Source organism: Actinoplanes sp. NPDC051388 (assembly GCF_055586225.1).
This window is the reverse complement of record NZ_JBVJIP010000004.1, coordinates 285,307-308,301: the sequence shown is the minus strand read 5'-3', so window position 1 is coordinate 308,301 and position 22,995 is coordinate 285,307. Positions and strand designations below refer to the sequence as shown.

Annotated in this window: 15 protein-coding genes; 7 read left to right on the top strand and 8 right to left on the bottom strand. The window is 68.1% G+C overall.

From position 1 onward, the window contains the following. The first annotated feature begins 54 nt into the window (after window positions 1-54). The 3 genes from ACZ6TI_RS13145 (at window position 55) to ACZ6TI_RS13135 (ending at window position 2,547) form a co-directional block, all read left to right on the top strand. Window positions 55-1,701: an AMP-binding protein gene (locus ACZ6TI_RS13145; protein WP_465345249.1), complete on the top strand. Its 1,647-nt coding sequence runs from the start codon at window positions 55-57 to the stop codon at window positions 1,699-1,701. Between the two features lie 161 nt (window positions 1,702-1,862). Beyond that, window positions 1,863-2,138: a DUF3040 domain-containing protein gene (locus ACZ6TI_RS13140; protein WP_465345248.1), complete on the top strand. Its 276-nt coding sequence runs from the start codon at window positions 1,863-1,865 to the stop codon at window positions 2,136-2,138. Continuing rightward, on the top strand, window positions 2,131-2,547 hold the full coding sequence (locus ACZ6TI_RS13135; protein ID WP_465345247.1) for a nuclear transport factor 2 family protein: 417 nt from the start codon (window positions 2,131-2,133) through the stop codon (window positions 2,545-2,547). The genes ACZ6TI_RS13140 and ACZ6TI_RS13135 overlap by 8 nt, the downstream gene beginning before the upstream one ends. Here ACZ6TI_RS13135 and ACZ6TI_RS13130 read toward each other — a convergent pair. The 6 genes from ACZ6TI_RS13130 to ACZ6TI_RS13105 all read right to left on the bottom strand — a co-directional run bounded on the left by ACZ6TI_RS13130 (window position 2,469) and on the right by ACZ6TI_RS13105 (window position 13,830). Beyond that, window positions 2,469-6,608 carry a hypothetical protein gene (locus ACZ6TI_RS13130; RefSeq protein WP_465345246.1) on the bottom strand — a complete coding sequence of 1,380 codons (4,140 nt, stop codon included), beginning with the start codon at window positions 6,606-6,608 and terminating at the stop codon, window positions 2,469-2,471. The genes ACZ6TI_RS13135 and ACZ6TI_RS13130 overlap by 79 nt on opposite strands. Before the next feature lie 72 nt (window positions 6,609-6,680). Further along, window positions 6,681-7,937 carry an ABC transporter substrate-binding protein gene (locus tag ACZ6TI_RS13125; protein WP_465345245.1) on the bottom strand — a complete coding sequence of 419 codons (1,257 nt, stop codon included), beginning with the start codon at window positions 7,935-7,937 and terminating at the stop codon, window positions 6,681-6,683. Between the two features lie 123 nt (window positions 7,938-8,060). Next, on the bottom strand, window positions 8,061-8,882 hold the full coding sequence (locus tag ACZ6TI_RS13120) for a carbohydrate ABC transporter permease (RefSeq protein ID WP_465345244.1): 822 nt from the start codon (window positions 8,880-8,882) through the stop codon (window positions 8,061-8,063). Then, entirely contained in the window at window positions 8,879-9,931 is a 1,053-nt protein-coding gene (locus ACZ6TI_RS13115; protein WP_465345243.1) for a carbohydrate ABC transporter permease, read from the bottom strand. The genes ACZ6TI_RS13120 and ACZ6TI_RS13115 overlap by 4 nt, the downstream gene beginning before the upstream one ends. A gap of 97 nt (window positions 9,932-10,028) precedes the next feature. Continuing rightward, window positions 10,029-11,036 carry a LacI family DNA-binding transcriptional regulator gene (locus ACZ6TI_RS13110; protein ID WP_465345242.1) on the bottom strand — a complete coding sequence of 336 codons (1,008 nt, stop codon included), beginning with the start codon at window positions 11,034-11,036 and terminating at the stop codon, window positions 10,029-10,031. Window positions 11,037-11,136: 100 nt separating this feature from the next. Then, the gene (locus ACZ6TI_RS13105) at window positions 11,137-13,830 is read right to left on the bottom strand and encodes a glycoside hydrolase family 2 protein (RefSeq protein WP_465345241.1); all 2,694 of its coding nucleotides are present in this window, start codon (window positions 13,828-13,830) and stop codon (window positions 11,137-11,139) included. A 612-nt stretch (window positions 13,831-14,442) separates the two neighbouring features. On the opposite strand from ACZ6TI_RS13105, the gene ACZ6TI_RS13100 reads away from it, so the two are divergent. The 3 genes from ACZ6TI_RS13100 to ACZ6TI_RS13090 all read left to right on the top strand — a co-directional run bounded on the left by ACZ6TI_RS13100 (window position 14,443) and on the right by ACZ6TI_RS13090 (window position 16,691). Continuing rightward, on the top strand, window positions 14,443-15,597 hold the full coding sequence (locus ACZ6TI_RS13100; protein WP_465345240.1) for a M23 family metallopeptidase: 1,155 nt from the start codon (window positions 14,443-14,445) through the stop codon (window positions 15,595-15,597). A gap of 297 nt (window positions 15,598-15,894) precedes the next feature. Next, on the top strand, window positions 15,895-16,506 hold the full coding sequence (locus tag ACZ6TI_RS13095; protein ID WP_465345239.1) for a hypothetical protein: 612 nt from the start codon (window positions 15,895-15,897) through the stop codon (window positions 16,504-16,506). Then, window positions 16,503-16,691 (top strand): hypothetical protein, encoded by a 189-nt coding sequence (locus ACZ6TI_RS13090; protein WP_465345238.1) that lies wholly within the window; start codon window positions 16,503-16,505, stop codon window positions 16,689-16,691. The genes ACZ6TI_RS13095 and ACZ6TI_RS13090 overlap by 4 nt, the downstream gene beginning before the upstream one ends. A 7-nt stretch (window positions 16,692-16,698) precedes the next feature. On the opposite strand, the gene ACZ6TI_RS13085 is transcribed toward ACZ6TI_RS13090, so the two are convergent. Continuing rightward, window positions 16,699-18,918, bottom strand: coding sequence for a putative bifunctional diguanylate cyclase/phosphodiesterase (locus ACZ6TI_RS13085; protein WP_465345237.1), 2,220 nt, complete (start codon window positions 18,916-18,918; stop codon window positions 16,699-16,701). 274 nt (window positions 18,919-19,192) lie between these two features. On the opposite strand from ACZ6TI_RS13085, the gene ACZ6TI_RS13080 reads away from it, so the two are divergent. Beyond that, window positions 19,193-21,706, top strand: a complete 2,514-nt coding sequence (locus ACZ6TI_RS13080) for an HAD-IC family P-type ATPase (RefSeq protein WP_465345236.1) — start codon at window positions 19,193-19,195, stop codon at window positions 21,704-21,706. A gap of 377 nt (window positions 21,707-22,083) precedes the next feature. On the opposite strand, the gene ACZ6TI_RS13075 is transcribed toward ACZ6TI_RS13080, so the two are convergent. Further along, window positions 22,084-22,968, bottom strand: coding sequence for a glycosyltransferase family 2 protein (locus tag ACZ6TI_RS13075; RefSeq protein WP_465345235.1), 885 nt, complete (start codon window positions 22,966-22,968; stop codon window positions 22,084-22,086). Between the last annotated feature and the right edge of the window lie 27 nt (window positions 22,969-22,995).

The following is a 22,995-nucleotide window of genomic DNA, read 5'->3' as shown; positions in this document are numbered from 1 at the left end:
TTTCGCCTCGTCCAATGGTCACGTTTCCGGCGTCTGTGAGAGGAGTTCGCGCCCATGGCGGAGGACAGCGGCCGGCTGGGGAACGTGCGGCCGCCGGCGGACCTGGCCGCGAGCTACCGCCACGACGGCCTGTGGCGAGACGAAAGCCCCCTCGACGATCTGCGCCGGTGGCGCGACCAGACACCCGAGGCGACCGCGGTGTTTGCCTGTCGTGCCGGCGACGACAAGGTTCAGCGTCTGACGTACGCCGAGTATGCGGAAGCGGTGGAACGTTTCGCCGGCATCCTGACAGGTCTCGGCGTTCGTGCCGGGCAGGTTGTCGCGGCGCAGCTGCCCAACTGGTGGCAGGCGGGAGCGTTGTTTCTGGCCTGTGCACGGATTGGTGCGATGGTCGCTCCCATCATGCCCACGCTCGGTGCGCGGGAGGTGGAACGAATCCTGGCCCGGCTGCGGGCGAACGTGTGTGTCACGCCGGGCCGTTGGTCGGGCGCAGACTACGAAGCGCGCATTGCGGAGATGACGCCCCGGCTGTCCGAGCTGCGCCATCGGGTGGTGCTGGGCGGCGGCGCCGGGCCCGATGCCGTGGACCTCGACCACCTTTTCGACGCCGCAGGGCAGGACGAGCGCCGCGCGGCGCTGGAAGATTTCCGCGACGAGCCCGACCGGGCCTTCATGGTGTTGTTCACCTCGGGCACCTCCGGCGAGCCGAAAGGCGTGGTGCACAGTCACAACACGCTGCACGCCGCTGTTCCGCAGTTCGCCGCGGCGGAGCGACTCGGCCGCGGCGACGTCATCATGACCCCCCATGCGGCGATGCACATCATGGGCGTCAACTTCTCCATCCTGCTCCCGCTGCTGGTGGGGGCGACCACTGTCCTCGTAGACACCTGGGACCCGAGTGTCGTGCTGGACCTGGCCGAGGAACACGGCCTGAGTTGCCTGGCCGCGGCGCCCGTCTTTCTGAGCCAACTGCTGGCCGCGCAGCGCGACGAACCCCGCGACCTCACCTCGGTGCGCCTGGTGCTCAGCGGTGCCACCACCGTTCCCCCGCAACTGGTTCGCGAGGTGCACGCCGTCCTGGGCTGCATCCTCCGGTCGATGTGGGGAATGACCGAGGTCCCCGGCACCTGGACCCGATCGGACGCCCCAGCGGACTGGGCGATGCACAGCGACGGCCGTCCCAGCCCGGCACTGAACCTCGAGCTGCGCGGCGAGCCGGACGCCCCGGCCGGCTCGCCGGCGCGCCTGTTCGTCCGAGGAGCCAGCGTCTGCCTCGCGACGTTCGGCCGTGACAGCAGCGGACTGTCCCTGCTCGCGGACGGCTGGTACGACACCGGCGATCTGGCTGTGCCCGACGGACGCGGCGGCATCCGCATCGTCGGACGGGCAGACGATCGCATCGGCGGCGCGTTCATGATTCCGGTGGCTGACGTGGAAGCCGAGTTGCTCAACCACCCGGCCGTGACGGAGGCGGCACTGGTGGGCTACCCGGACGGCTCGGGCGGGGAACTGGCGTGCGCGTTCGTCGTATCCCGATCGACCGTGCCGACGCTGGCCGAGCTTCGCAGCTTCCTGAGTGGACGCGGGATGACCGAGTGGTATCAGCCCAGCCGGCTGGAGATCGTGGCGGAGTTGCCGCGCAACGCCATTGGCAAGGTGCAGAAGTCGATGTTGCGCCGGCGACTGCGGACCGGAACGTGATGGCGTCGCACTCGACCGAGTGCCAGCGAATTCTCAGTCGGCACCCGCTCACGGTGCCGCGCAAGTGCTTTAGTATGTGAATTGTTTATGGCATCAATTGAGCGCCGAGGCGCCGGCAAGATGTCCGGGAAGAGTGTTCACGGATCGGGAGGGCCGGATGAGTGTTAGATGACATTGAACGGCGCCGCTTGTCGGAAATCGATGCTTTCCTGACAGCGAGTGATCCCGCGCTGGCCAGGGCCCTTTCGCGCCGGACGATCTGGACTCTTCCGCGCTGGGCGACCATCGCCGTGTCGGTATCCGCCCTCGTCGTGGCGGTTCTGCTGGGCGGATTCATCGCCGGAACCCCGGCCGCCATCGCAGGTGGGTTGCTGGTCGGCGCCGTCGTCGCCGGCTGCTGGCTGCAGATCCGCCAAGGCCGTGGTGAAGATGCCTGAAGACAAGCTCGTCGACGACTACCTGCGAGCCGTGGAGACGTTCGACGTCGCGCTCATCACGAGTCTGTTCGCTCCGGGTGCGGTCGTCCACTCGCCGCTGTACGGACCCACGCCGGCGGCCGAGTTCTATCCCGCGCTCTTCGCCGACACGGAAAGCGCCGTTCTCACGTTGCGATCAACGATGAGCGGCAGCGATCGGACGGGACGGCAGACCCTCAGTTTCTGGTTCCACTTCGACTGGCGCTTGTCCGACGGTGCCGCAGCACCTTTCGATGTCGTGGACGTCGCCACGCTCGACGAGTCGGGCAAGATTGCGGAGCTGGCGATCATCTACGACACCCATTTCCTCAGAGCCGCATTCGAGTCGGCAACCGGAAAACCGTCGTGGCGCCCGGTGGCAGGCACCTGAGTCGCCGGATCGGGCCCGAAAGGACTCCGGGCGAGGCTCGGCGACCGGCGTAGGACCACGGGACCGAACAAACCTGTCCGCGTCTGTCCCGCGGCGATGGCCGGGGTCGGTGACACGTCGTCGAGGTAGCCGGCGAGCGTTCCTCTCACGACGACCGTGATCACGTTGCGGCCCGCGATCACGTCGTCGGTCACCTCCGCCCGGTACGGGCTCCAGATGCACGTGTGCCACTCGCCGCCGTTGACGCGCACGTCGGCGGTCCCGCGTACGTCTCCCAGATCGACCATGACGCGCTCGCCGGCGGTCGCGGCGCCGAGCTCCACCTCCGTCTCATAGGTCACCTGCCCGCCGAGCGAACGAAGGCCCAGCTCCTCCCACGATGCGAGCTCAGCCGTGGCGCTCGCGAGCTCGACCGTCACCGGGCCGCGCAGCAGACCCCCGGCGGTGTGCCCGTCATCCACGGTGAACCGCAGCTGAATCAGCTGACCGGGGGCGAGCGGCCCGGCGAAGGTGAGCACCCTGTCGTGCTGCGGCACGGGAACGCCGTCGACGAACGCGGCGAACGGTGCGTGCGCGTCGACCCGTGCGACAACGGCGCCGACCGGGGCCGGAAAGCGAAGCCATTCGACGCGTTCCCCCCTGCGGTGCGCGTCCGGCACCACGTCGAGCACCGTGCCCGCGCTGCGGGCTGAGGGATCGAGCCAGCCGGCGCGCGGCAGCGGGTGCGGCCGAGCGTGCAGGCAGACCCACCGCGGATCGGTCCACTGCTCGCGACGCAGTTCCAGGTCGAGTGGGGCCCCTTCACTCGTCATCGTCCAGTCCGCGCCCGTGCTCACGCCGATCCCTCCGACGCTCACCGGGCGGCTGTCGGCGAGCGCTGCCGGCGTACGGCCGTGGTTGTCGATCGTCAACTCGAGCACGTTGTCGCCCACACACAGGAACGGGCCGAGGTCGTACGGATGGACGTGCACGTGCCGCATCCCGGCGTAGGGCTCGAAGCCGCCTTGCCGCCCGACCTCGCTTCCGTTCACGGACACGACGCAGGCGCCCTCGGCGCTCACCTGAACCGTCGCGTCCACCGGCAGCTCGTCGAGCCGGAATTGCTTCGAGAAGCTCACCGGAGCGGGCTTGCCAAGGTGCGAGGCCGGGCGCAACCACTCCGGACGCCGGTAGCGGGCCAGATCGGTGACGACAGCGAAGGACGCCCGGATGCCCGCGGTCGGTCCACCCCGAGCATCGGGGCCGAGTTCCGCCTCGTTGAACAGCCACACCTCGACGTCGGCGTCGCCGATGCCGGAGCGAAGGGGCAGCGTGGACCAATAGCCGTCGCCCGTGGCGGCTGTCTCGACCCCGTTCAGGAACACCCGCCGCACCGCATTCGCGCCGAGCGCCAGCCAGCGCGGCTCGGTTGCCGGCGGCATCGGCAATGTGGTGCGGAATGCCACCCACTGCCCCGGTCGAGCCGTCGGCCAGGCCAAGAACTCCTCGGGCACCATTCCCTTGGGGCCGAGGTACTCGAAGTGCAGCGCATCCTTGTGAATGCCTCGCGAGAGGGAGTACGACGCAGGCTTCCAGCGGTCGTCCGCCGCACCGATCGTTCCCGCGAGCCGGTCATCGTCCTGTGGATCGAGGGTGTGCACATATGGTCCGAACGTCGCGAGGGCGTCCGACCAGCCGGAGGCGGGCGGCGCCTGACTCCCGTTCTCGCCGATCGTGTGCTCGACGCGCCAGATCTGCAGCGGGAGCATTCCGGTATCTCGCCGGTCACCGAGGTCGGCCCATCGGTTGTCCAGAGTCGACGCGGCGGTGAGCCGCCAGGGGCCGGCAACCTCGGTGACGGTGTCCGCCGGCGATGGCGTCCACCTGGTGGCGTTGGGCGGCGGTGGCTCCGGGGCGAGCACGACGACGGACATCGGCCCGCTGTCGTAGGGGACGACCAGGTGAAGGTCACCGGCGTCGTCGACGGCGTCGAGTTCGGTCCGCAGACCGGTGCGAGGGTCCCATTGCTGCGCTCGCATCTTGCCGGCGCCGCGGATGCACACGTGTGCCTGGCGCTCGCCCACCGGAACGAATGTGTAGCCGTTGGTAGACAGCGCCGCCCAGTATCTGTCCCACCGGAAGGAGGACTCGACCCAGTTGACGTCCCGGTGATCGGGGATGATCGGGGCCCGCGTACCCGTCTTGTCGTCGTGGCTGGTCAGCAGGAGCACAAACGCGTCGCCGTGCCGCCTGACGAGAACCGGGGCATCAGCGGTCACGACGGCGGCGGGAAGCTGCCCGGGCACGTCGGTGGCGCTGGACACCACCGCGATCTGCCCGCCGGCCACCGCGGCCACGAAACGGTCGGCGATCGAGGGGTCGTCGCCGGCCAGGACCTCCGGCACCACACCGACGCAGATCACCTGTCCGCCGTCGTCGGCCAGCTCGGTGAGCCGTTGTGCGAGCGCCTCATCGATGAGGGGGACCGCAGGCAGCACGACGCTGCGAAAAGCTCCGCCGGCCACCCTCAGCGCTCCTGCGCTCACGACGCCACCGGACACGGTGGCGTCGTCGAAGGCCTCGTACTCGATGCCCGCGCGGTCGAGCACGCCGGGTGCTTCGGCGAACCACGCCGTGACGCCGTTCAGTTCGTGGAACACCTCGCTCGCACGGGCTGCCTGCGGCAGCGTTCCGGCGAGCGTCTGTCCCGCCTGCGCGGCAACCAGCGGGTACAGCAGCACGGTGTCGGCGAGGAGTTCGCCGATCGACAGCAGTGAGCACAGCCTGGCGACCGCGGCAGTCAGGACGCCGTATGACGGCCAGTAGGGCTGGCGCCAGCAGGTCGACGGCGGCGCCCACTCCCACCATCCGCTCACGGTCGCGTAGTAGACGGCGTGGGGGTCGTACAGGGTCGTGCCGCGGCGGAGGAATGGCGACAGCCAGTCGTAGGTCTCCTCGAGGGTGCCTCCCCAGCCGGACGAATGAAAGCCTTCCAGCCAGGTGCGCGGGTGCCGCCGCGCGTGGGCCAGCGAGCTGTGGATCTTGGGATCGCCCCAGTGGTCGCTACCCGGTGCGGTGAACTGGTCATGGGTCTCGAGGTAGTCGCCGTAGAGCGCGACGCCGCCGCTGGGGTCACCGTCACGCGCCGGCGACTGCTGGTCGAAGCCGGCGATGAGCCCGGTGCGCCGAGTCCACCGTGCCAGGGGGTCGAAGAAGCCGCGTCGGGCGAGGGCGCCGCGATGCGCGTGGTAGTGGTGGCGCACTCGCCGGCCGAGGGCGCCACCGTCCTCCCAGAGGAGCCCGATCACCTCGACGATGGAGTAGCCGTTCGCGGCGCCGAACGTTTCGGGAAAGTCCGCCGCCCACGTCGGCATCGCGGGCAACTCGTCCTGGAACAGCCCGACGATGACGGAGCCGAACCAGGCGCCGGCGCGTCGTTCGAACTCGCCGAGGACGGAGTCGACGAGATGTTCGCCGGCGTCGGCCGAGAAGTAGTCGAATCCTCGCCGCTCCGCGTAGACGAGCACGAGCCGGCCGGCCTCGCCGCCCCATCGCACGGCGTCGCCGTCCAGCTCGACCGGCAGCGGTGGGTTGTCCTCGGTTGCGGCGTCCGCGACGAAATAGGCGCCGACCGGGCGTGCTTGCGGCGGGCACCTGAGTTCAACGCCGACCGTGCCGTCACACGGCGCCTGCAGCCGGTGCAGCTCGTGCCCGGACCACGCGGGCTGAGCGCTGACCAGTTGCCCCTGCAGGTTGGCGCCCGAGAAGCCGATCTGGTCGTACAGCCAGAACCTGAAGCCCAGCCGCCCGGCGTCGGAGCAGGCCTGGAGAAATATCTCCCACCACGGCTCACTGAGGAATGGCGGGTCATCGGCGACCGATCCGAAGATCGGTCCGCGGGGCGCGAGGCACATGACGACGGCCTGGTTGACTCCCTGGGCGGTCAGTTGCTCCATCTGCCAGCGCAGCCGGGTGCTGTCGAGTCGGGCTCCGCTCCACCACCAGATGGGGATCGGTCCGAAAGCCTTGTCGGGGCGCTCGAAGCTGTCCAGCAGTTCGGTTACGGAATCTTCGGGCTGCACCGCGGGTGTCTCCCTGGTCGACTCTGTCGGAAGGCGGCCCGGTCCGCTCGTCGGACCGGGCCGCCTTTCCGGCTACTTGCTCTGGTAGGCGGCGTCCATCTTCTTGCTGATGTCCTGCGGAGTGGCTTTGCCGCCGAACATGTCGGCGACGCCGACGAACAGGTCCTGCTGCACCTTCGGGTTGGGCCAGAGTTGGTCCATGAAGGGAACGCCCTTGTTGGCCGTGTTGAACTTGTCGAGAACCGCCAGCGCCGGGTCCAGCTTGAAGTCCGGGTTGGAGATCGCGGGCAGGCCGCCGAGCGCCGTCATGTAGGTGTTCTGGCCCTCCGTCGACATCAGGAAGTTGATGAACCCCTTGGCGGCCGGCGCGTTCTTCAGTTTGTTGTTGAGCCCGTACGAGCCGGATGCGGCGAGCGGCATCCATGTCTGCGCCGAGTCGTCCGTCGCGGGCAGGGGCTCCATGACGAACGAGGCGTCGGCCGCGCCGGCCTTCTTGATCGGGTCGAGCGCCCAGTTGCCGTTCACCAACGCGACAGCCTGCCCCTTGCCGACCAGGTCGGTGCTCGCCTCGTACGCCGTTCCGAGAGGCTTGTCCTGGAAGCAGCCTTGCCGATCCATCTGCTGGTACTGCTCGAACACCTTGTCCCAGTTCGAGCCGGCGAATGTCTTCCCGCCCGCGGACATCTCAGAGGCGAACTGTGGTTCGCTCTGATAGACCAGAGTGGACGCCAGCGCGTAGGGGATCAGCTGCGTGACCCAGTTGGTGCCGTTGCCCAATGCGAACGCCGTCTTGCCTTTGGCTTTCGCGGTGTCGCAGAACGCCAGCAGTTCGGTCCAGGTCGTCGGCGGGGTAGCGCCGATCGCGGCCAGGGCCTGCTGGTTGTAGATCGCGCCGATGCCGCCGATGCCGGTCACGGCGACGTACGTCTTGCCGTCGATCTTGGTCACCGAGTCCATGCCTTTCGGCATCTTGGCGGCCCACGGCAGGTCACTGAGATCGGCGATCATGCCGGCCTCGTGCAGCGTCTGCATCGCCGCGGGGTTGCCCTGACCGGGCCACGTGAAGAACACGTCGGGCGCGGTGCCCGAGACGAGTTGGGTGCGAATCGCGGGCTGGTAGGCGTCGGTGTCCGCGAAGGTCGCCTGCACCTTGGCCGCGGGGTATTTCACCTCGAACGCCTTGATGACAGCCTCCGCGGCCGCCCGGTCGCTGGTCAGCCCGGAGAACGTCACCGTGCCTTTCACCTCGGCGCTGGTCGGGGAGTTGGACGTGGATGCGGCGTTCGAGTCACTGTCGCTCCCGCATCCGGCCGCGAGCGCACCGGCCATGAGCAGAGCCGTCGTTGTTCCTATCCATCTTGTGCCTGACATGTTTTCTCCTGTGGTGAAGCGAGCCGATCTGAATCGATTCAGTAAATGCGATGCGTCGGGGGAGGTCGCCCACGTCCGCGCTCATCCTTTGAGCCCGCCGGCGAATCCCTTGATGATGCGTCCCTGCATGACGAAGTAGACGAGCAGGATGGGGGCGATGCCGATGAGGAGACCGGCGAACACGAGGTTCCAGTCGCTGGTGTATTGCCCGACGAAACCGTTGATGGCAACGGGAATCGTCTGCTGACCACTTCCCGAGAGATAGAGCAGGGGAGTGAAGAAGTCGTTCCACACGAAGACCGCGTTGAGGATGGCAACGGTCCCGGTGACCGGCCGCAGGAGTGGGAACACCACCAGGCGGAACGTCGTGTTCGGCCCCGCGCCGTCGATCTTCGCCGCCTCTTCGTACTCCCGCGGGAGAGAGCGGAGGAACCCCACGTAGAGGAACGTGGCGAACGGGACTTGCAGGCCGCTGTAGAACAGGACGAGTCCCCACACCGTGCCGAGCAGGTGCAGGTCACGCATCGTCTGGTAGAGGGGCAGCGCCGCCAGCTGGAACGGGAGGATGAGGCCAAGGATCACCACGGCGAACGTCACTCGTGACCACCGCGCGGTCACCCGGGCGAGCGGGTATGCGGCCATCGAGCTGACCGCGACGATGATCAGGACGGCGAGGACGGTGACGGTCAGGCTGTTTCTGATGGCGCTGCCGAGCCCCGCATCGGTCCACGCGTCCCGGAAGTTCTGGAAGGTCGGCTCCGATGTCGGGGAGATGGGCGAGCCGGCGTCGTGTTCTCCGCGCAGGCTGAGATTGATCAGCACATACAGCGGAAACGCGACGACGACGGCAACGGCGACCATGACGAGCTCGAGCAGCGCGGTCCACCGCGTATACCTGTTCACTCCTCGGACCCTTCGGATCGGCGCAACGCGCGGAATTGGATGCTCGCCAGCACGACCACGATGACGGCGAGGGCGACGGCCAGCGCGGCGCTGTAACTGAAGCTGCCGTAGGCGAAGGCCTGCTTGTAGATCATCGTGGACAGCGTCTGGGTGTCGTTGCCGGGACCGCCTCCCGTCATCGCGAAGACCTGGTCGAACAACTTGATCCCGCCGATCAGCGAGAGCATCAGGTTGATCGTGATCGCCGGCCCGAGCAGTGGCCGGGTGATGTACCAGAACCGGCGTACCGGTCCCGCCCCGTCGGCCGCGGCCGCGTCGATGACGTCTTGCTGGATCCCCTGCATGCCGGCCAGGAAGATGACCATCGAGTAACCGCAGAACTGCCACACGACGACGCCGACGATCGCCCATAGCGCCACCGAGCCGTCGCCGAGCCAGTCCTGCTTGAGCGACGACAGGCCGAGCGCATCCATCGCACTGTTGACCGCGCCGTCCGGCGCAAGCAGGTTCCGCCAGAGGAAACCCGTCACCACGGGAGTCATCACGGCCGGCGCGAACAGGAACACCCGAAGCACGTTCCGGCTCTTGATGCGGCTGTCCACGCCCAGCGCCAGCAGCAAGCCGACCACGTTCTGGATCACGGTGATGGAGCCGGCGATCAGCAGGGTCCGCCTGAGCGCCGCAAGCGCATCCGGATCGGAGAACACCTCACGGAAGTTCGCCAGACCCACGAAGTCGGCCGTCGCGCGCAAACCGTCCCAGTCGGTGAGGGCGAAGTATCCGCCGCGCACGCTCGGCACCAGCACGATGAACCCGTACAACACCAAGGCGGGCACCAGGAACCAGGCCGGCGCGGCACCCACCCGTCGGCGCCTCGGCCGCCACCGCGACGGGCGGCCGGCACGCCCCCGACCTGCCGCTGCCGCGGCGGTTGGGCTGGGGGCGGCCGTCTCCTGGCTTGCCCTCGTCGATGGGGTCCGCATCGTGTTCGTGGTCCTCCGTACTGAGGCCTTGCCAAGGGCGGCCGCGGATTTGAAAACCCCGGTCACGGGCTTCTGAATCGTTACAGGAAAATTACGACCCGGTTCCCGAACGTGTCAATGGCCCGGGATGACAAATGAGCAGGTCGTTACAGTCCGTCGCGAGTTACGCGGTGGGGGAGGGCCCGCAGCCGCACGACTCCCGGAGGACGACCTCCAGCGGAAGCGTCAGATGCCGCTCGGGCGGCGCGACGCCGTCGATGAGCGAGAAGAGTCGCTCGGCGGCGGCACGGGCGAGATCCTCCGCGGGTATCCGCACGGTGCTGAGGCCCGGCTTCGTGACCCGCGCCAGCCCGAAGTCGTCGAAGCCGACGATCGACACGTCGCGGGGCACCTGGATCCCGCCCACCCGCAGTTCCTCCATGGCTCCATATGCCATCTCGTCGTTGGCCGCGAATATCGCATCGAACTCCAGCCCGGTGGCGAGAAGTCGTCGGGTCAGATCACGACCGGACTCTTCGCTGAAGTCCCCCGTCCACACGTCGCGAGGGTGCGCGATGCCGGCCGCGGAAAGCGCCTGCCGATAGCCCTCGTAGCGCTCGATCGACACCTGGTGCTCCGTCGGCCCGCCGAAGTGGATCGGTCGCCGCCGCCCATGTGCGGAAATCAGGTGAGCGGTGATCTCCCGGGCGCCGGACAAGTCGTCGATGCCGACGCTGTAGGCGTCGGGAAGATGAGGGTAGCGGCCCATGAGGACGACCGGCAGGCCGGAGTTGACCAGTGAACTCAGCTGCGGGTCCGCGACCTTGGCCACCGTGACGATCGCGCCGTCGGCCGCCCGGGACCGCAGCACCCGGTCGTACGCCGCGCCGCTGGTCTCGTCCTTGTTCGTCGAAATGATGACGTAGGCGTTGTGTTCGGTGCAGACGTCGGTGACTCCGACCAGCACATACATGAAGAACGCATGAGTGAAGGCATGCCGCCCGGTGTCGGGCACGACGAGGGCGATGGAGCCCGACGACTGCGAACGCAGGGCTCGCGCCGCCGAGTTGGTGACATAGCCGAGCTGACGCGCCGCGGTCCGGACCCGCTCCTTGGTGCGAGCCGCGATCTCCGGACTATCGGAGAGCGCCATCGAGACGGCGCTGCGGGACACTCCGGCGAGCATTGCCACATCCTTCAGCGTCGCTCTTCTGGGAACGTCCCGCTGCGCCAATTTTCCTCACCCTCGTCGTGCCGACCATCGAGTCGGTAATGGTATGGAGCGATGATATCTACGGGGTGAGATAACAGCTCTTGACCACCAGATAAGCCGGATCATTGTCGAAACCGTTGGCATTCGCATTGCACGGCGCACTGCCCGTAAACGACTTGTACACGAATGAGCCCCGTTCACCGTACGCCACGGTCCGGAAGCCGGCGAACGTGCACGTCCCGCCTTCGCCGGCACACTGCGTCGCGTAGCCGCCGGGGGCGCCGTTGCGCACATAACAGGCCTTGGCGAGGTTGGCGATCGGATCGCCGCCGAAGGATGCGTTGCCGCACGGCGCGGAGCCCGACAGCGCGTTCGAGTAGCGGAAGGCGCCTCTGGCCCCGTACGCGACGACATAGCCGGCCTCGACGCCGCAGGCCCCTCCTTCGCCCGCACACTGGGTCCAGGCACCGCTCGGGCCACCGCTCGGCCCGACGTAACAGGCCTTGACGACACCGAAGAGCGGATCACCGCCGAACGCGGACGAGTTGCAACCCGTCGCCCCCTGCGCGGTGACGTAATTGAACGCACCGTTGGCGCCGTACGCTATCCGCGCCGGTCCGCCCGGGGCACACGTGCCGCTCTCGTTGGCGCACAGTGTCCAACCCGCCGGCCCACCGGCCGGGGCCACATAGCAGCTCTTGAGAATGAGGAATGCCGGGTCGCTGCCGAATGTGCCCGGGTTGCACGGCGAGCTTCCAGATGCGGTGCGGTAGAGGTATTTGCCGGCGCCGTAGGCCACCCGGCGTGTGCCGGAGAACGAACACGTGCCGCCATCGGTGGCGCAGAACGTGTAGCCGACGGGAAGTTCATCGTTCGCCGTCGCCGGGTTGCCGCCGCCTCCGTTGTTCATCGTTCGCGACATGGCGATCAGGGCGAGGTTGGCGGCGCGAACTCGGCCGACGTCGAACTTCGTGATCTGCCGGTCGTACGTGTAGAAGCCGACCGGTTCGCCTTCGACGTCGGTGGCCTCGGTGAAGACCGACCCCCCGAGGCCCTTGGTCCGGATCAACCCCTGCATCCGGTCCGCCATGCCGACGAAACGGTCCGTCATCGCCGCCGAGGACGTGAACAGTTCGGCGTACCCGTACTGGCCGTTCGGGCTGTACTCGTGGCCGGGCGTGCGCAGTGCGAGCGAGCCGAACTCACCGTTGACGGTGATGCGTGTGGTCGACGCGAAGCCGGAGTCCGGCCCGGCGTAGACGTGCCGGTCGTCGACGTCGCCCGCGTGGGTGTCGTTGTTCGGCGAGGTGCCGATGTTGTAGCCGCTCGACGCATTGACCAACCTGCTCGGGTCGTAGTTCTTGACCATGTTCGCGATGCGGACCACGTCGGCGGCGGACGGCTCTCCCCACCCTTCGTTGTAGGTCACGTACATGATCAGAGAGGGCGAGCTGCGGTGCTGGTCGACGATGTTGCGCATCTCGCCTTCCTGCGCGGCGAGTTGCGCGGCAGTCCGGGACGCGCCCGCCTTCTGCGACGGCATGTCCTGCCAGACCAGTAGACCGAGGCGGTCGGCGTGGTAGAACCAGCGCTGTGACTCGACCTTCATGTGCTTGCGCACCATGTTGAAGCCGAGATCCTTCTGCTTCTGCAGATCGAAGGCGAGTGCCGCGTCGGTCGGCGGCGTCTGGCCGCCGTCAGGCCAGTAGCCTTGGTCGAGGGTGCCGGCCTGGAACACGAACTGACCGTTGAGGGTCGGCATCGCCCGGCCGTCGATCAGCTTCATGCCGACCTCGCGCATGCCGAAGTAGTGCATGGTGGTGTCCACGGCCGTGCCGGCACTGTTGCGAAGCGTGAGCCGGAGGTTGTAGAGGAATGGATCCTCCGGCGTCCACAACCGGGCGTTCGGAACGGGGACGATGACATCGGTGCCCACGTTCGCCGTCGCGGTGCCGACCACAGCGGTCCCGTTCATCGATTCCGCCAAGACGGTGTACCCGCTGGTTACTCCTCGGGTGAACGCCTTCACCCGCAGCGTGTTGTTCGAGATGTTCGGGTAGGTGTCGGCGCTGAAGATCGATGACACCGGTGTCGGTTCCAGCCACACGGTGTCGTAGATCCCCGAGGTGGGGGTGTAGGACGTGCCGCCCGGGCTGATCGTCTGCTTGCCGAGCAGCGGACGGTCGCCGTTCTCTCCCGAATCCGTCGGGTCATAGACCCGGACGATGAGTTCGTTGGCGCCGCCGTTCAGTTGCGGCGTGATGTCGAAGACGAACGCGTCGTACGCGCCGGTGTGCACGCCAACCTGCTGGCCGTTGACCCACACCGTCGCGCGCCAGTCCACGGCACCGAAATTCAGGTTGACTCGCCGGCCGTTCCACCCCGCCGGGATTGTGAACGTGCGGCGGTAGGTCAGATAGTGCCGGGGATCGTTGGCGGCCCGCATCACACCCGACAGCGGCCACTCCACGGCGAACGGCACGTTGATCAGCTCGGGCAGCGTCGCACCGAACACCGGCGCGGTGTTGGTGGTCGACTGCTGGAGCTGCCACTCGCCGTTCAGGTTGGCCCAATCCGGGCGTGTCATCTGCGGACGCGGATATTCCGGTAGCGGCGTCCCGTTCAGCGCGGTGGATGTCCACGGCGTGGTGAGAGGCGACGGCTTGGCCGGCACCGCGTTCGCTGGAGCCTGCGTGACCGCGATCCATCCCGCGGACCCGATGGCGAGCGCCAATAGGAACCGACCGAACCGGGTCTGCCTTCTTGCGGTCATCGATGACTCGCTTTCTCCGGGTACGTGCCGTCACGGGGGGAGGCAGCCGACCGGGCGGGGAGGGATCGAAGTTAACTGAATCGTTCCAGGACGGTAACGCCAGCGATCGGGAGCGTCAATGGCTTGCTTGGCCGGAACATGGCAGGACGCGCTGTGTGCGCTGCGGCAGGGTCGTCTGGATCGTGTCAGTGACCAGATCGCTGTTTCCCGGCCCTGAGCCGAGAGCCGGCGGTTCAAGGCCGGATCGACGTTGAGGCAGAGAGTGGTCCGGCAAGTCGATCGCTGATGGTCGGGTAGCTCTTCGAGTCCGATAATCGGTCAACGAATTTGCCGAATAGCCTCAACCTTGAAGGTTTGGGGGTTTATGCGAGGCGAGATATCACCGATCAGCACGCAGCTCAGCAGGCCGCGACGTCGGCCAGGGAGCCAGCGAATCCTGCGTGTCGGGTGCCGTCTTGTGAGCCGCAAGGGTGCCGGCCCTACCATCGGAGCGGGGGCTGGCAGGATCGATCCGCGCCGTCGGCGCTTTATAGCGTCATGAATATGACGGATAGCAAGGGAATCGTGTCGAGAGTTCGTGTCGTGCCGACGCGGCGTGTGGGGCAGAGGCTGTTGTCCGCGTGGGCTGCCGTCGGGTTGGTGCTGATCGCGCCGGGCGTGGTCGTGGCGCCGGCTGTGGCCGGTCCGCCGGCGCCACCTCCGCTCGCCGTCGAGGTCCTGACCGCGCCGCAGCCGGTGCCCGCCACCGATTGGCGTACGCATCTGGTCTACGAGATTCTGCTGCGCAACGACGCGGATCATGCGGTCCGGCTGGACCGGGTGGAGGTCCGTGCCCGGGGCATCCTGGCCGTGCTGGACGGTGACGCGATCGAGGACCGGCTGTTCCGGTTCGCCGATGGCGTATACGCCCGGACGCTCCCGCCGGGCGGATCCGGCATGCTGCTGCTCGACGTCGCGCTGGCACCAGGCGTACCGGTGCCGGCCCGTGTCGACCACCGCTTCGGTGTGGCCACGGGCACCGGCGACGACTCGGCCACCTTCACCGGCGCCCCGACCACCGTCGACCGGCGGGAGCCGCCGCGCGTGAGTGCGCCGCTGCGCGGCGGCAGCCTGGCCGTGTTCGGCTGCTGCGGCCCGCCGTTCGGGCACCGGCGGGCGCGGGTCGAACTCGACGGCCGGCTCTACCTTGCGCAGCGCTTCGCGGTCGACTTCGTCCGGATGGACGCCGCGCTGAACACGTACGCCGGTGATCCGACGCGCAATGAGAGCTACTACATCTTCGGCGCGGAGGTCATGGCCGCCGCGCCCGGCCGCGTGCTCGCGGTCCGCGACGGCGTGGCGGAGAACACCCCGCCGGAGTTTCCGGATCTCGGGGACAACGACGCGCTCGGCAACTTCGTGCTCCAGGATCTCGGTGGTGGCCGCACCGCCGTGTATGCCCATCTGCGCACGGGCAGCGTGCGGGTACGGCCCGGCGATTGGCTTGACCGCGGCCAGGTCCTCGGCCAGGTGGGCAACAACGGCAACTCGTTCCAGCCGCACCTGCACTTCCAGGTGACCGACGCGCCTGGCCTGCCCTCCGGCCTGACCGCCAATGGCGTGCCCTTCGTCTTCGACCGGGTCCGGCTCGACAGCCGCGTCGCCGGGTACGACATCTTCCCGCCGGCACCGGTCCGCGTCCCCGTGTCGCCACCGCACCGGCGTGCCGGGCAATACCTCCTGAACGGCGACATCGTCACGTTCGAACCGTCCGGCGACCGGCGGTGAGCGACGCACGGACATCCCAGTCGGGCCAGCCCGCCGACGAAAGGTAGACCCAGCTCCATTGGAGGGGGCCAACCAGGCGGCTCGGGGTCCGTAACGCGAACGGCACCTCTCTATGTCAAGGCGTCGGCAGCTGAGTGGTGCCGTTCGTGGTACAGCCCCACAGCCCGGAAACCCCGCTACCTCCGGTGGGTGCGGGTCTCGAGTTGCTGGACTCGTCGGGTGGTTGCGGCCGACGAGCTTTGCACCGGGCGATCGGTTTGGTGGTCGTCCGGGCGGCCTCGGTGTGATTTCGGCACCTTGATCGAGTACCAGAACGTCACGTTCTCCGGGCACCACGGCTCGGGCGCAGGTATCGCCGGCCATGTCCGTCAGACGACCACCGACGCGAAGGTGCTTGCCGAAACTATGACCCGGCAGGGCTCCTTGGCGAGCGTCGCCGACGCCGCGACCCGGCTCGGCGCGACGGCCGTGCCGTCAGACGACGCCGGCCTGCGCGACGCCCTGCACGCCACGCACAACACCGAGACCGACCGCATCGATCTGGTCGGTCAGATCCGCGCCGCTGCCACCCAAGCGATCGCCGGCGTTCCGCCGACCACGCGGCCCGCGGCCGAAGCGGCCGCTCAGCCCCTGCTGCGGCTGCTCACCGAAGACGCGTCACTGGCAGACATCGCGCGGGAACTGCCGCCGCACCTCGCTGCCCGGAAGGCTGCGGGAGTCGCATTGAGTACGTCCTCGATCGCCGGACCGCCGGACCGCCGGACGAACGGGCGGCCCCCGAAGAACTCTCGGGACGACCGCGGGCCGACCGCCCGACCGAGCAGATACCGGCGATCGCCCGCCGCGTCGTCGCGGGCGGGCTGTCCGTCGGCACTGAAATCCTGCGCTTCCTGCTGCTCGCGGCGTTGATCTCCCTGTTGGCCTACGGGCTGTTCGGCGGTGACTGGGTCGGCACCTGGGGCCGGATTGTCGTGGTGTTCTCGTGGGCATTCGTGCTCGACGTCGGGGTGGAGGCCGTCCGCGCGCACTACCCGCGACACCTGTGGCGCCCGCGACACCTGTGGCGCCTGCGACGAAGTAGCTCGGCCATGTGAGGGAAGCTCAGGCGTGCCGCAGTGCCGGCAGCGGCGGCAAGGCGGCGAGCCAACCCGCCAATTCATCGGCGGTCATCGGCGATGCCAGCAGGTCGCCCTGCGCGGCTGATGCGGCGGTCCGCCGCAGCCGGGTCAGCTGCTCGGGCTCGGTGACGCCCTGCACGACGGTGTGGGTGTCGAGCACCTCGCCCATCGAGAGCACGAGATCGAGAGCGTCCTCCGATCCGTTGAGGAAGCTTGAATCGATCTTGAGCTGGTGTATCGGGAACGAGCGCAGGGAGGCGAACGAGACGTGCCCCGTGCCGAAGTCGTCGAGGGCGATCCGTACGCCGTGCCCGGCCAGCACGCGAAGTTGCCCGTGGGCGGCCGGATCGTCGACCTCCTCGGCTTCGACGATCTCCAGGATGACCCGGTCCGGACTCAGACCGCCGGCTGCCAGTGTGGCGAGGACCCCGTCGGCGAACCCGGGCAGCAGGTCCCGGGCGGCGACGTTGACCCCGATCGACAGCCCGGCGCCGGCCGGCAGCGCGGCGAAGTCGGCGCAGACCCGCCGGAGCACGTACTCGCTGACGGCGGCCAGATCACCGGCGTGTTCGGCGACATCGGACAGTTCCTGCCAGCCGACCGTGCCCAGCACCGGGTGCGCCCATTCGGCCAGCGTCTCCACGCCGGTGCAGGCGCCGGTGTCCAGGTCACGGTAGGGCTGATAGCGCACGATGATCTCATCGCGGGCAATGGCGTGCGGGAACTGGTCCTCGAGCATGCGGTGCCGGGCGACGTCGCCGTGCTCGCCCGGGGTGAAGACCCTGACCCGGTTCTTGCCCCGGGCCTTCGCCGAGTACATGGCGATGTCGGCGCACCGAGTCAGTTCGGTCGCAGTGCCGGCGTATTCGTTGACGGCGACGCCGATGCTCGCGCCCACGCGCACGGTGACATCCGCCAGCCGAAGCGGCTGCACGAGCCGGTCGCACAGGGCGTTGGCGATCGTCTCGGCCTCGGCCGGGTCGCTGAGGCCGGTCAGCAGCAGCGCGAACTCGTCGCCCCCGAAACGGCTGGCGACGCCCGCGGGGCCTGCGGCTTCGCGGAGCCGGAACGCCACCTCGATGAGAAGCTCGTCGCCGGTGCTGTGACCGTACGTGTCATTGACCTTTTTGAAGTCGTCGAGATCGATGTTGAGAATGGCGACCGTGCCGGGCGGGCCGGCGTCCACGGCCTGGAAGAGGTGCTGGGTGAACAACGCCCGGGTGGGCAGGCCGGTGAGGTGGTCGTGATTGGCGCGGTGATCGAGTTCGGCGTGCGAGCGGCGGCCGGTCTCACCCAGCAGCACCTGGTTGCAGATGCTGCGGAGCACGTCGAAGACGTGGTCGGGGACCGGGTTGACGCCGCCGACCAGCAGGCGGCTGTCGACGGCGAGATCGTCGATGCGCCAATGCTGGAACTGCGGCGCGTCGTCGGCGAACAACGGGCCGGGATCGGCCGCAAGCGTGTCGGGAAGCACCCGGCCGACGATGTCCTCCGGTAGGCCGGCGACGAGGGAGACGGTGAGCCCGTCGGCCTCCGGCTGATGCTTCAGGATGATCATGGTGAATCCGGGGTGCAGGGCCAGGATCTCGCCGGCGGCCTGCTTGCCGATCTGGTGCACGGTCTCGACGTCGGGCGCACTGAGCATCCGGCTGCCGGCGCGAGCCAGGATCGTCGCGCGGGCACCTGCCCGCTCCTGACTGCGGATCGCTATGTAGACGCCGCGCAGCACCGCGGCCACCAGCAGCAGCTGCGGCATGTCGGCCAGCACCGCCCAGGAGTTCCACTCGGTCATCCGGTCGGCGGAATACGGCGAGATCGCCACCGCCGTGGGAATCGCGATCATGCAGCCGATCGTGCGGATCGTCCAGGACCGCGTCGAACCGTAGAACGACTGGACCGCCGCGATGCTCGAGGCAAGCGTGATGAGGTCGAACGACGGGAGCATGCCGACACCGCTGACCAGGACCAGTGGCGGCACGACCAGCGGCTCCCACGTCGGTGGTCGTCCCCGCACCGAGGTGGTGACGAGCATGGTCGCGATCAGCACGATGGCCACCCCGGTGACCCTCTGCCACGGATCCGACCATCCCGCACCGCCGATATCGACGAGCTGATAAAGGAGGAAGAGACAGCTGAGGGTCACCATCGCGAGCCGGATGCGGCCGAGAATGGTGGCCGGAAGCCGGTGCCGTAGACCCCTCACGACATGACGTTCGGCCGGGCGGAGCCGGATGTGAGGCCAAATACGAACGATGTACGGCTGCTGTAGGGGAGATTCAGCGATTATCGCTGCGGCTCCGAACCGAAATGCCCATGATGGTCACGTACCACCCTCGTAGTAGACCGCGATGTCTACGCTGGTAGGACGCTTCTCCGACGGAGTCCACGGCAAGCTGTGGGCATGAATCGCCTGGCGACGGTTGGCACCCCTTGAGCTGTCAGTTTCAACGCTCGCGCCTCGATGGCCGGCTGCCACGATGACAACTCCCTTGCATGCGCAGCTCGACGGTCTGACCGAGGATGAAGCGGCCGCCCGCCTCGCCCGAGGTGAAGGCAACACGAGCTCGACCGGCACGTCGCGCTCGTATGGAGTGATTCTTCGCGCGAACGTATTCACCTTCTTCAACAATCTACTGTTCGGCATCGGCGTGGCGTTGCTGCTCCTGGATCGGACCAACGACGCTGTCATCAGCGTCGGGCTCGGCCTGATCAACTCCGTGATCAGTTCGGTGCAGGAGATCAGTGCGAAACGAAAGCTGGACCGGCTCAAGCTGCTGCACCGCGCGAGCTGTCTGGTCGTCCGCGGAGGCGTCGAGCGGACCGTGCCACCGGAGCAGATCGTTCGCGGCGATCTGATCCATGTGCGCCGCGGTGACCAGATCGTCGTTGACGGCCCGCTGGTCGCCGGCAACCGCATCGAGTGCGACGAGTCACTGCTGACCGGAGAGTCGGAGCCCGTCGTCAAGCTCGAGGGCGATGTGCTCCTGTCGGGCAGCTCCTGTTTGTCCGGCGACGGTTTGCAGCGCGCGGATGCCGTCGGCGCGGCCAGCTATGTGCAGAACCTCACGGTGGTCGCCCGCGGCTGGACGAGCGAACCGACCCCTCTGCAACGCCGGATCAATCAGATTGTCCGCGCGGTGATGTTCACCGTCGCACTGCTGAGCGTGACCATTATGGTCCAAGCAGCGCTGCTCGACTTGACCGTCCTGCAAATGGTCAAGGACGCCGCAGTGCTCTCCGGCCTGATCCCGTACGGGCTGTTCCTGCTTGTCGCAGTCGCCTACGCCACCGGCGCCGCCACAGTTGCGGGACGCGGAGCGCTGGTGCAGCGGATCAGCGCGGTCGAAGCACTGAGCAACGTCGACGTGTTGTGCACGGACAAGACCGGCACACTGACGACCGGCAGGCTGCAGGTCGAGCAGATCCACGTGCTGGAGGCGGGCACAGACGACGATGTGAGCGGCAGGCTCGGATCCTTCGCGCGCAGTGTGAGCGCCGGCAACGCCACCATCACCGCGCTGATCGAGGCACTTCCCGGAGAAGCGTTCGCAACACGCGAGGAGGTTCCTTTCTCCTCAGCGCGACGGTGGAGCGCTGTGTCCGGCCGGCACCAGTACGTCCTCGGGGCGCTCGACCGGCTCACTCCGGTGCTGACCTCATCCGAACCGCTGGAAGCGATGGCGGCCGGCTGGACGAGCCGCGGCTATCGGGTATTGATCTTCGCCGAAGCGTCAGACCCTGCGCAGAGCCTTTTCGACCCCTCCGGCGAACCTCGGCTGCCGCAACTGCGGGCCCTGGCTCTGGTCGTGCTGCGCGACGAGTTGAGGCCGCACGTTCAGGAGGTGCTGCGCACTTTGCAGGACACCGGAGTCCGGGTGAAGGTGATCTCCGGAGACGACCCCAACACCGTCGCCGCTCTCGCCGCCCAGGTCGGACTGCTCGACACCGCGCCGGTCTCCGGAGCCGATCTCGACGGCATGAGTCCGGCGGAGTTCGATCTGGCGGTCGACCAGCGCTCGGTGTTCGGCCGCATCGCACCCGACCAGAAGCACCGGATCGTCGACTCGCTGCGTCGCCAAGGCTATTACACGGCAATGATCGGCGACGGCGTCAACGACATACCATCCCTCAAACGCGCCCACGTCGGCGTGGCCATGCAGAGCGGCAGCGCCGTCACCCGAGACATCGCCGACCTCGTCCTGCTCGGTGATTCCTTCGCCGCACTGACCGCGGCACAGGACCAAGGCCGCCGCATCATCTCGGGCATCAGTACATCGCTGAATCTGTTCCTTGCCCGAGTCGCCACGTCGACCCTGATCATCATCGTCGTGGCGGTGATCGGACTCGGCTTCCCGTACGAGCCGGCGCAGGTGGCCCTGACTCTGTTCACAGTGGGCCTGCCAACCTTCTTCCTGACCCGATGGGCGCCCGCGCGGCGTTTCGACCCCCGGATGATCGGCAACCTTGCCCCCTTCGTCGGGCCGGCGTCTCTGGTCACGGCAGCGTTCGCAGCCGCCATCTACGTCGTGGTCTATCAACTGGTCGACGTGGGCATCGGCCGCGGCGAAGTTCCCTCCGACGTCCTGCATAGGTTCAGCGAATACACCGGCGTCGACGGCTCCGAGGCGGGGTTCGCCGACGCGGCAGCCACCATCACCGCGCAGACCGCGTTGTCGACGTTCACCGCCGTCACGGCGTTCATCCTGATCCTCTTCCTGGCCCCTCCGCGGCGTTTCTTCGCCGGCTGGACCCAGCCGGTCAAGGACACCCGGCCGGCCCGGCTCGTGCTGTGCCTGTTCGCGGTGTTCGCGATCGTCCTGGCGTTCCCACCGTCCGCGCACTACTTCGCTCTGCTGCCCGCGTTCAAGGTGCTCGTGCCGGTCATCCTGATCACCGTGCCGATCTGGTTCTTCCTGCTGCGCGGCATGTGGCGGCACCGACTGCTGGAACGGGTTCTCGACCTCCCGCCGGCTCCCGCCGACAGGCATTAGCCTGTCGCCCACGTCCGAGGAGGCGGCGGCTTCGCGGAGGAGCGGGTACGGTCGGGGTCTGTAGTCGACGTCTTCAACCGTCGACCGAGCCATCGTCAAGCAGCGGCGTCGGTCTAGGACTCCCCCCGAGCGGGGGCCTGCAGCGACCTCGTCGACCTCGCCGGACTCAGCATCCCGGGGGTTGCCGAGGCATCTGTCACCGTGGTGCGGGGCGCGGACGCCCACACTCCGGCCTGCACCGGTGGCCTCGCCCTGGCCCTCGACCCATCGCTGTGGCGCAGGCCTTCGCCAGCTACGCGAGTCTCGCCATGGCCAACGACTACCTCAACGACGCCCAGGTGACCCTCTCGCGAGACCTTGAGGCCGGCTTGCGGTTGTCAGACGTACCGCCGGGCCGTCGACGCGCGCTGGGTGGCGTCGAGCGGCGCAAGGCGGGCTTCGACCGACGGGGGTCGGGTGCGGCGGGCGGCGATCACCCAGGGCAGTCCGCGGACGGCGTCCCACCAGGCCAGCGCCGAGATGCGGTCACGCGGTGTTGAGACAGCCAGGAAGAACGTACGGTGCAGGGCCGGTGCTGTCGGCCGGCGCAACCAGGTGAACCACAGGGTGTTGCGCAGACCGTTGCGGCGGCGTCGGACGGCGTCCCGGATCGGCGAGGCAGCGTGATGGACGACCAGGTGCTCGACGTAGCAGATCTCCCAGCCGGCGCTGAGTAGGTCGGTGGCGAGCAGTTCCTCCTCGCCGCCCAGCCACAGCCGGGAGCTGAATCCGCCGGCGGATCGGAAGGCGTCGCGCCGAACCACGGAGGCGCCCGCCAGGAAGCTGCCGAGGGCCGGGCCGGGGAGCCAGTCGGGTCCGGGCACGGGTGAGTCGCGCAGCTCCGCGACGATCGGGTCTTCCCGGCCACTGGGTTCGACGACGATCCGGGCATTGAGGACGGCCAGCCGCGGGTGGGCGTCCAGGAGATCAGCCGCCTCGGTCAGGCTGCCCGCCTCCCACCAGGTGTCGTCGTCGCAGAATGCCACGTACGGCGTGGTCAGGCGTTCAACCCCGAGGTTACGACCGACCGCGCCGGCGTTGTGCTTCAGCGCCAGCACCTCGACCTGCGGAAACATCTCCCGTACGGCGTCTGCCGTGCCGTCGGTGGAGCCGTTGTCAACCACGACGATTGGCGGTCGCTCGGGCAGTGCGGTGAGGCGCTCGATCGCTCGGAGTGCCTCGCCCCTGCGTTGATGGGTGATGAGCACAACTCCGGTGCGCATGTCGGCCATGACGAGGGTTGCTACCCG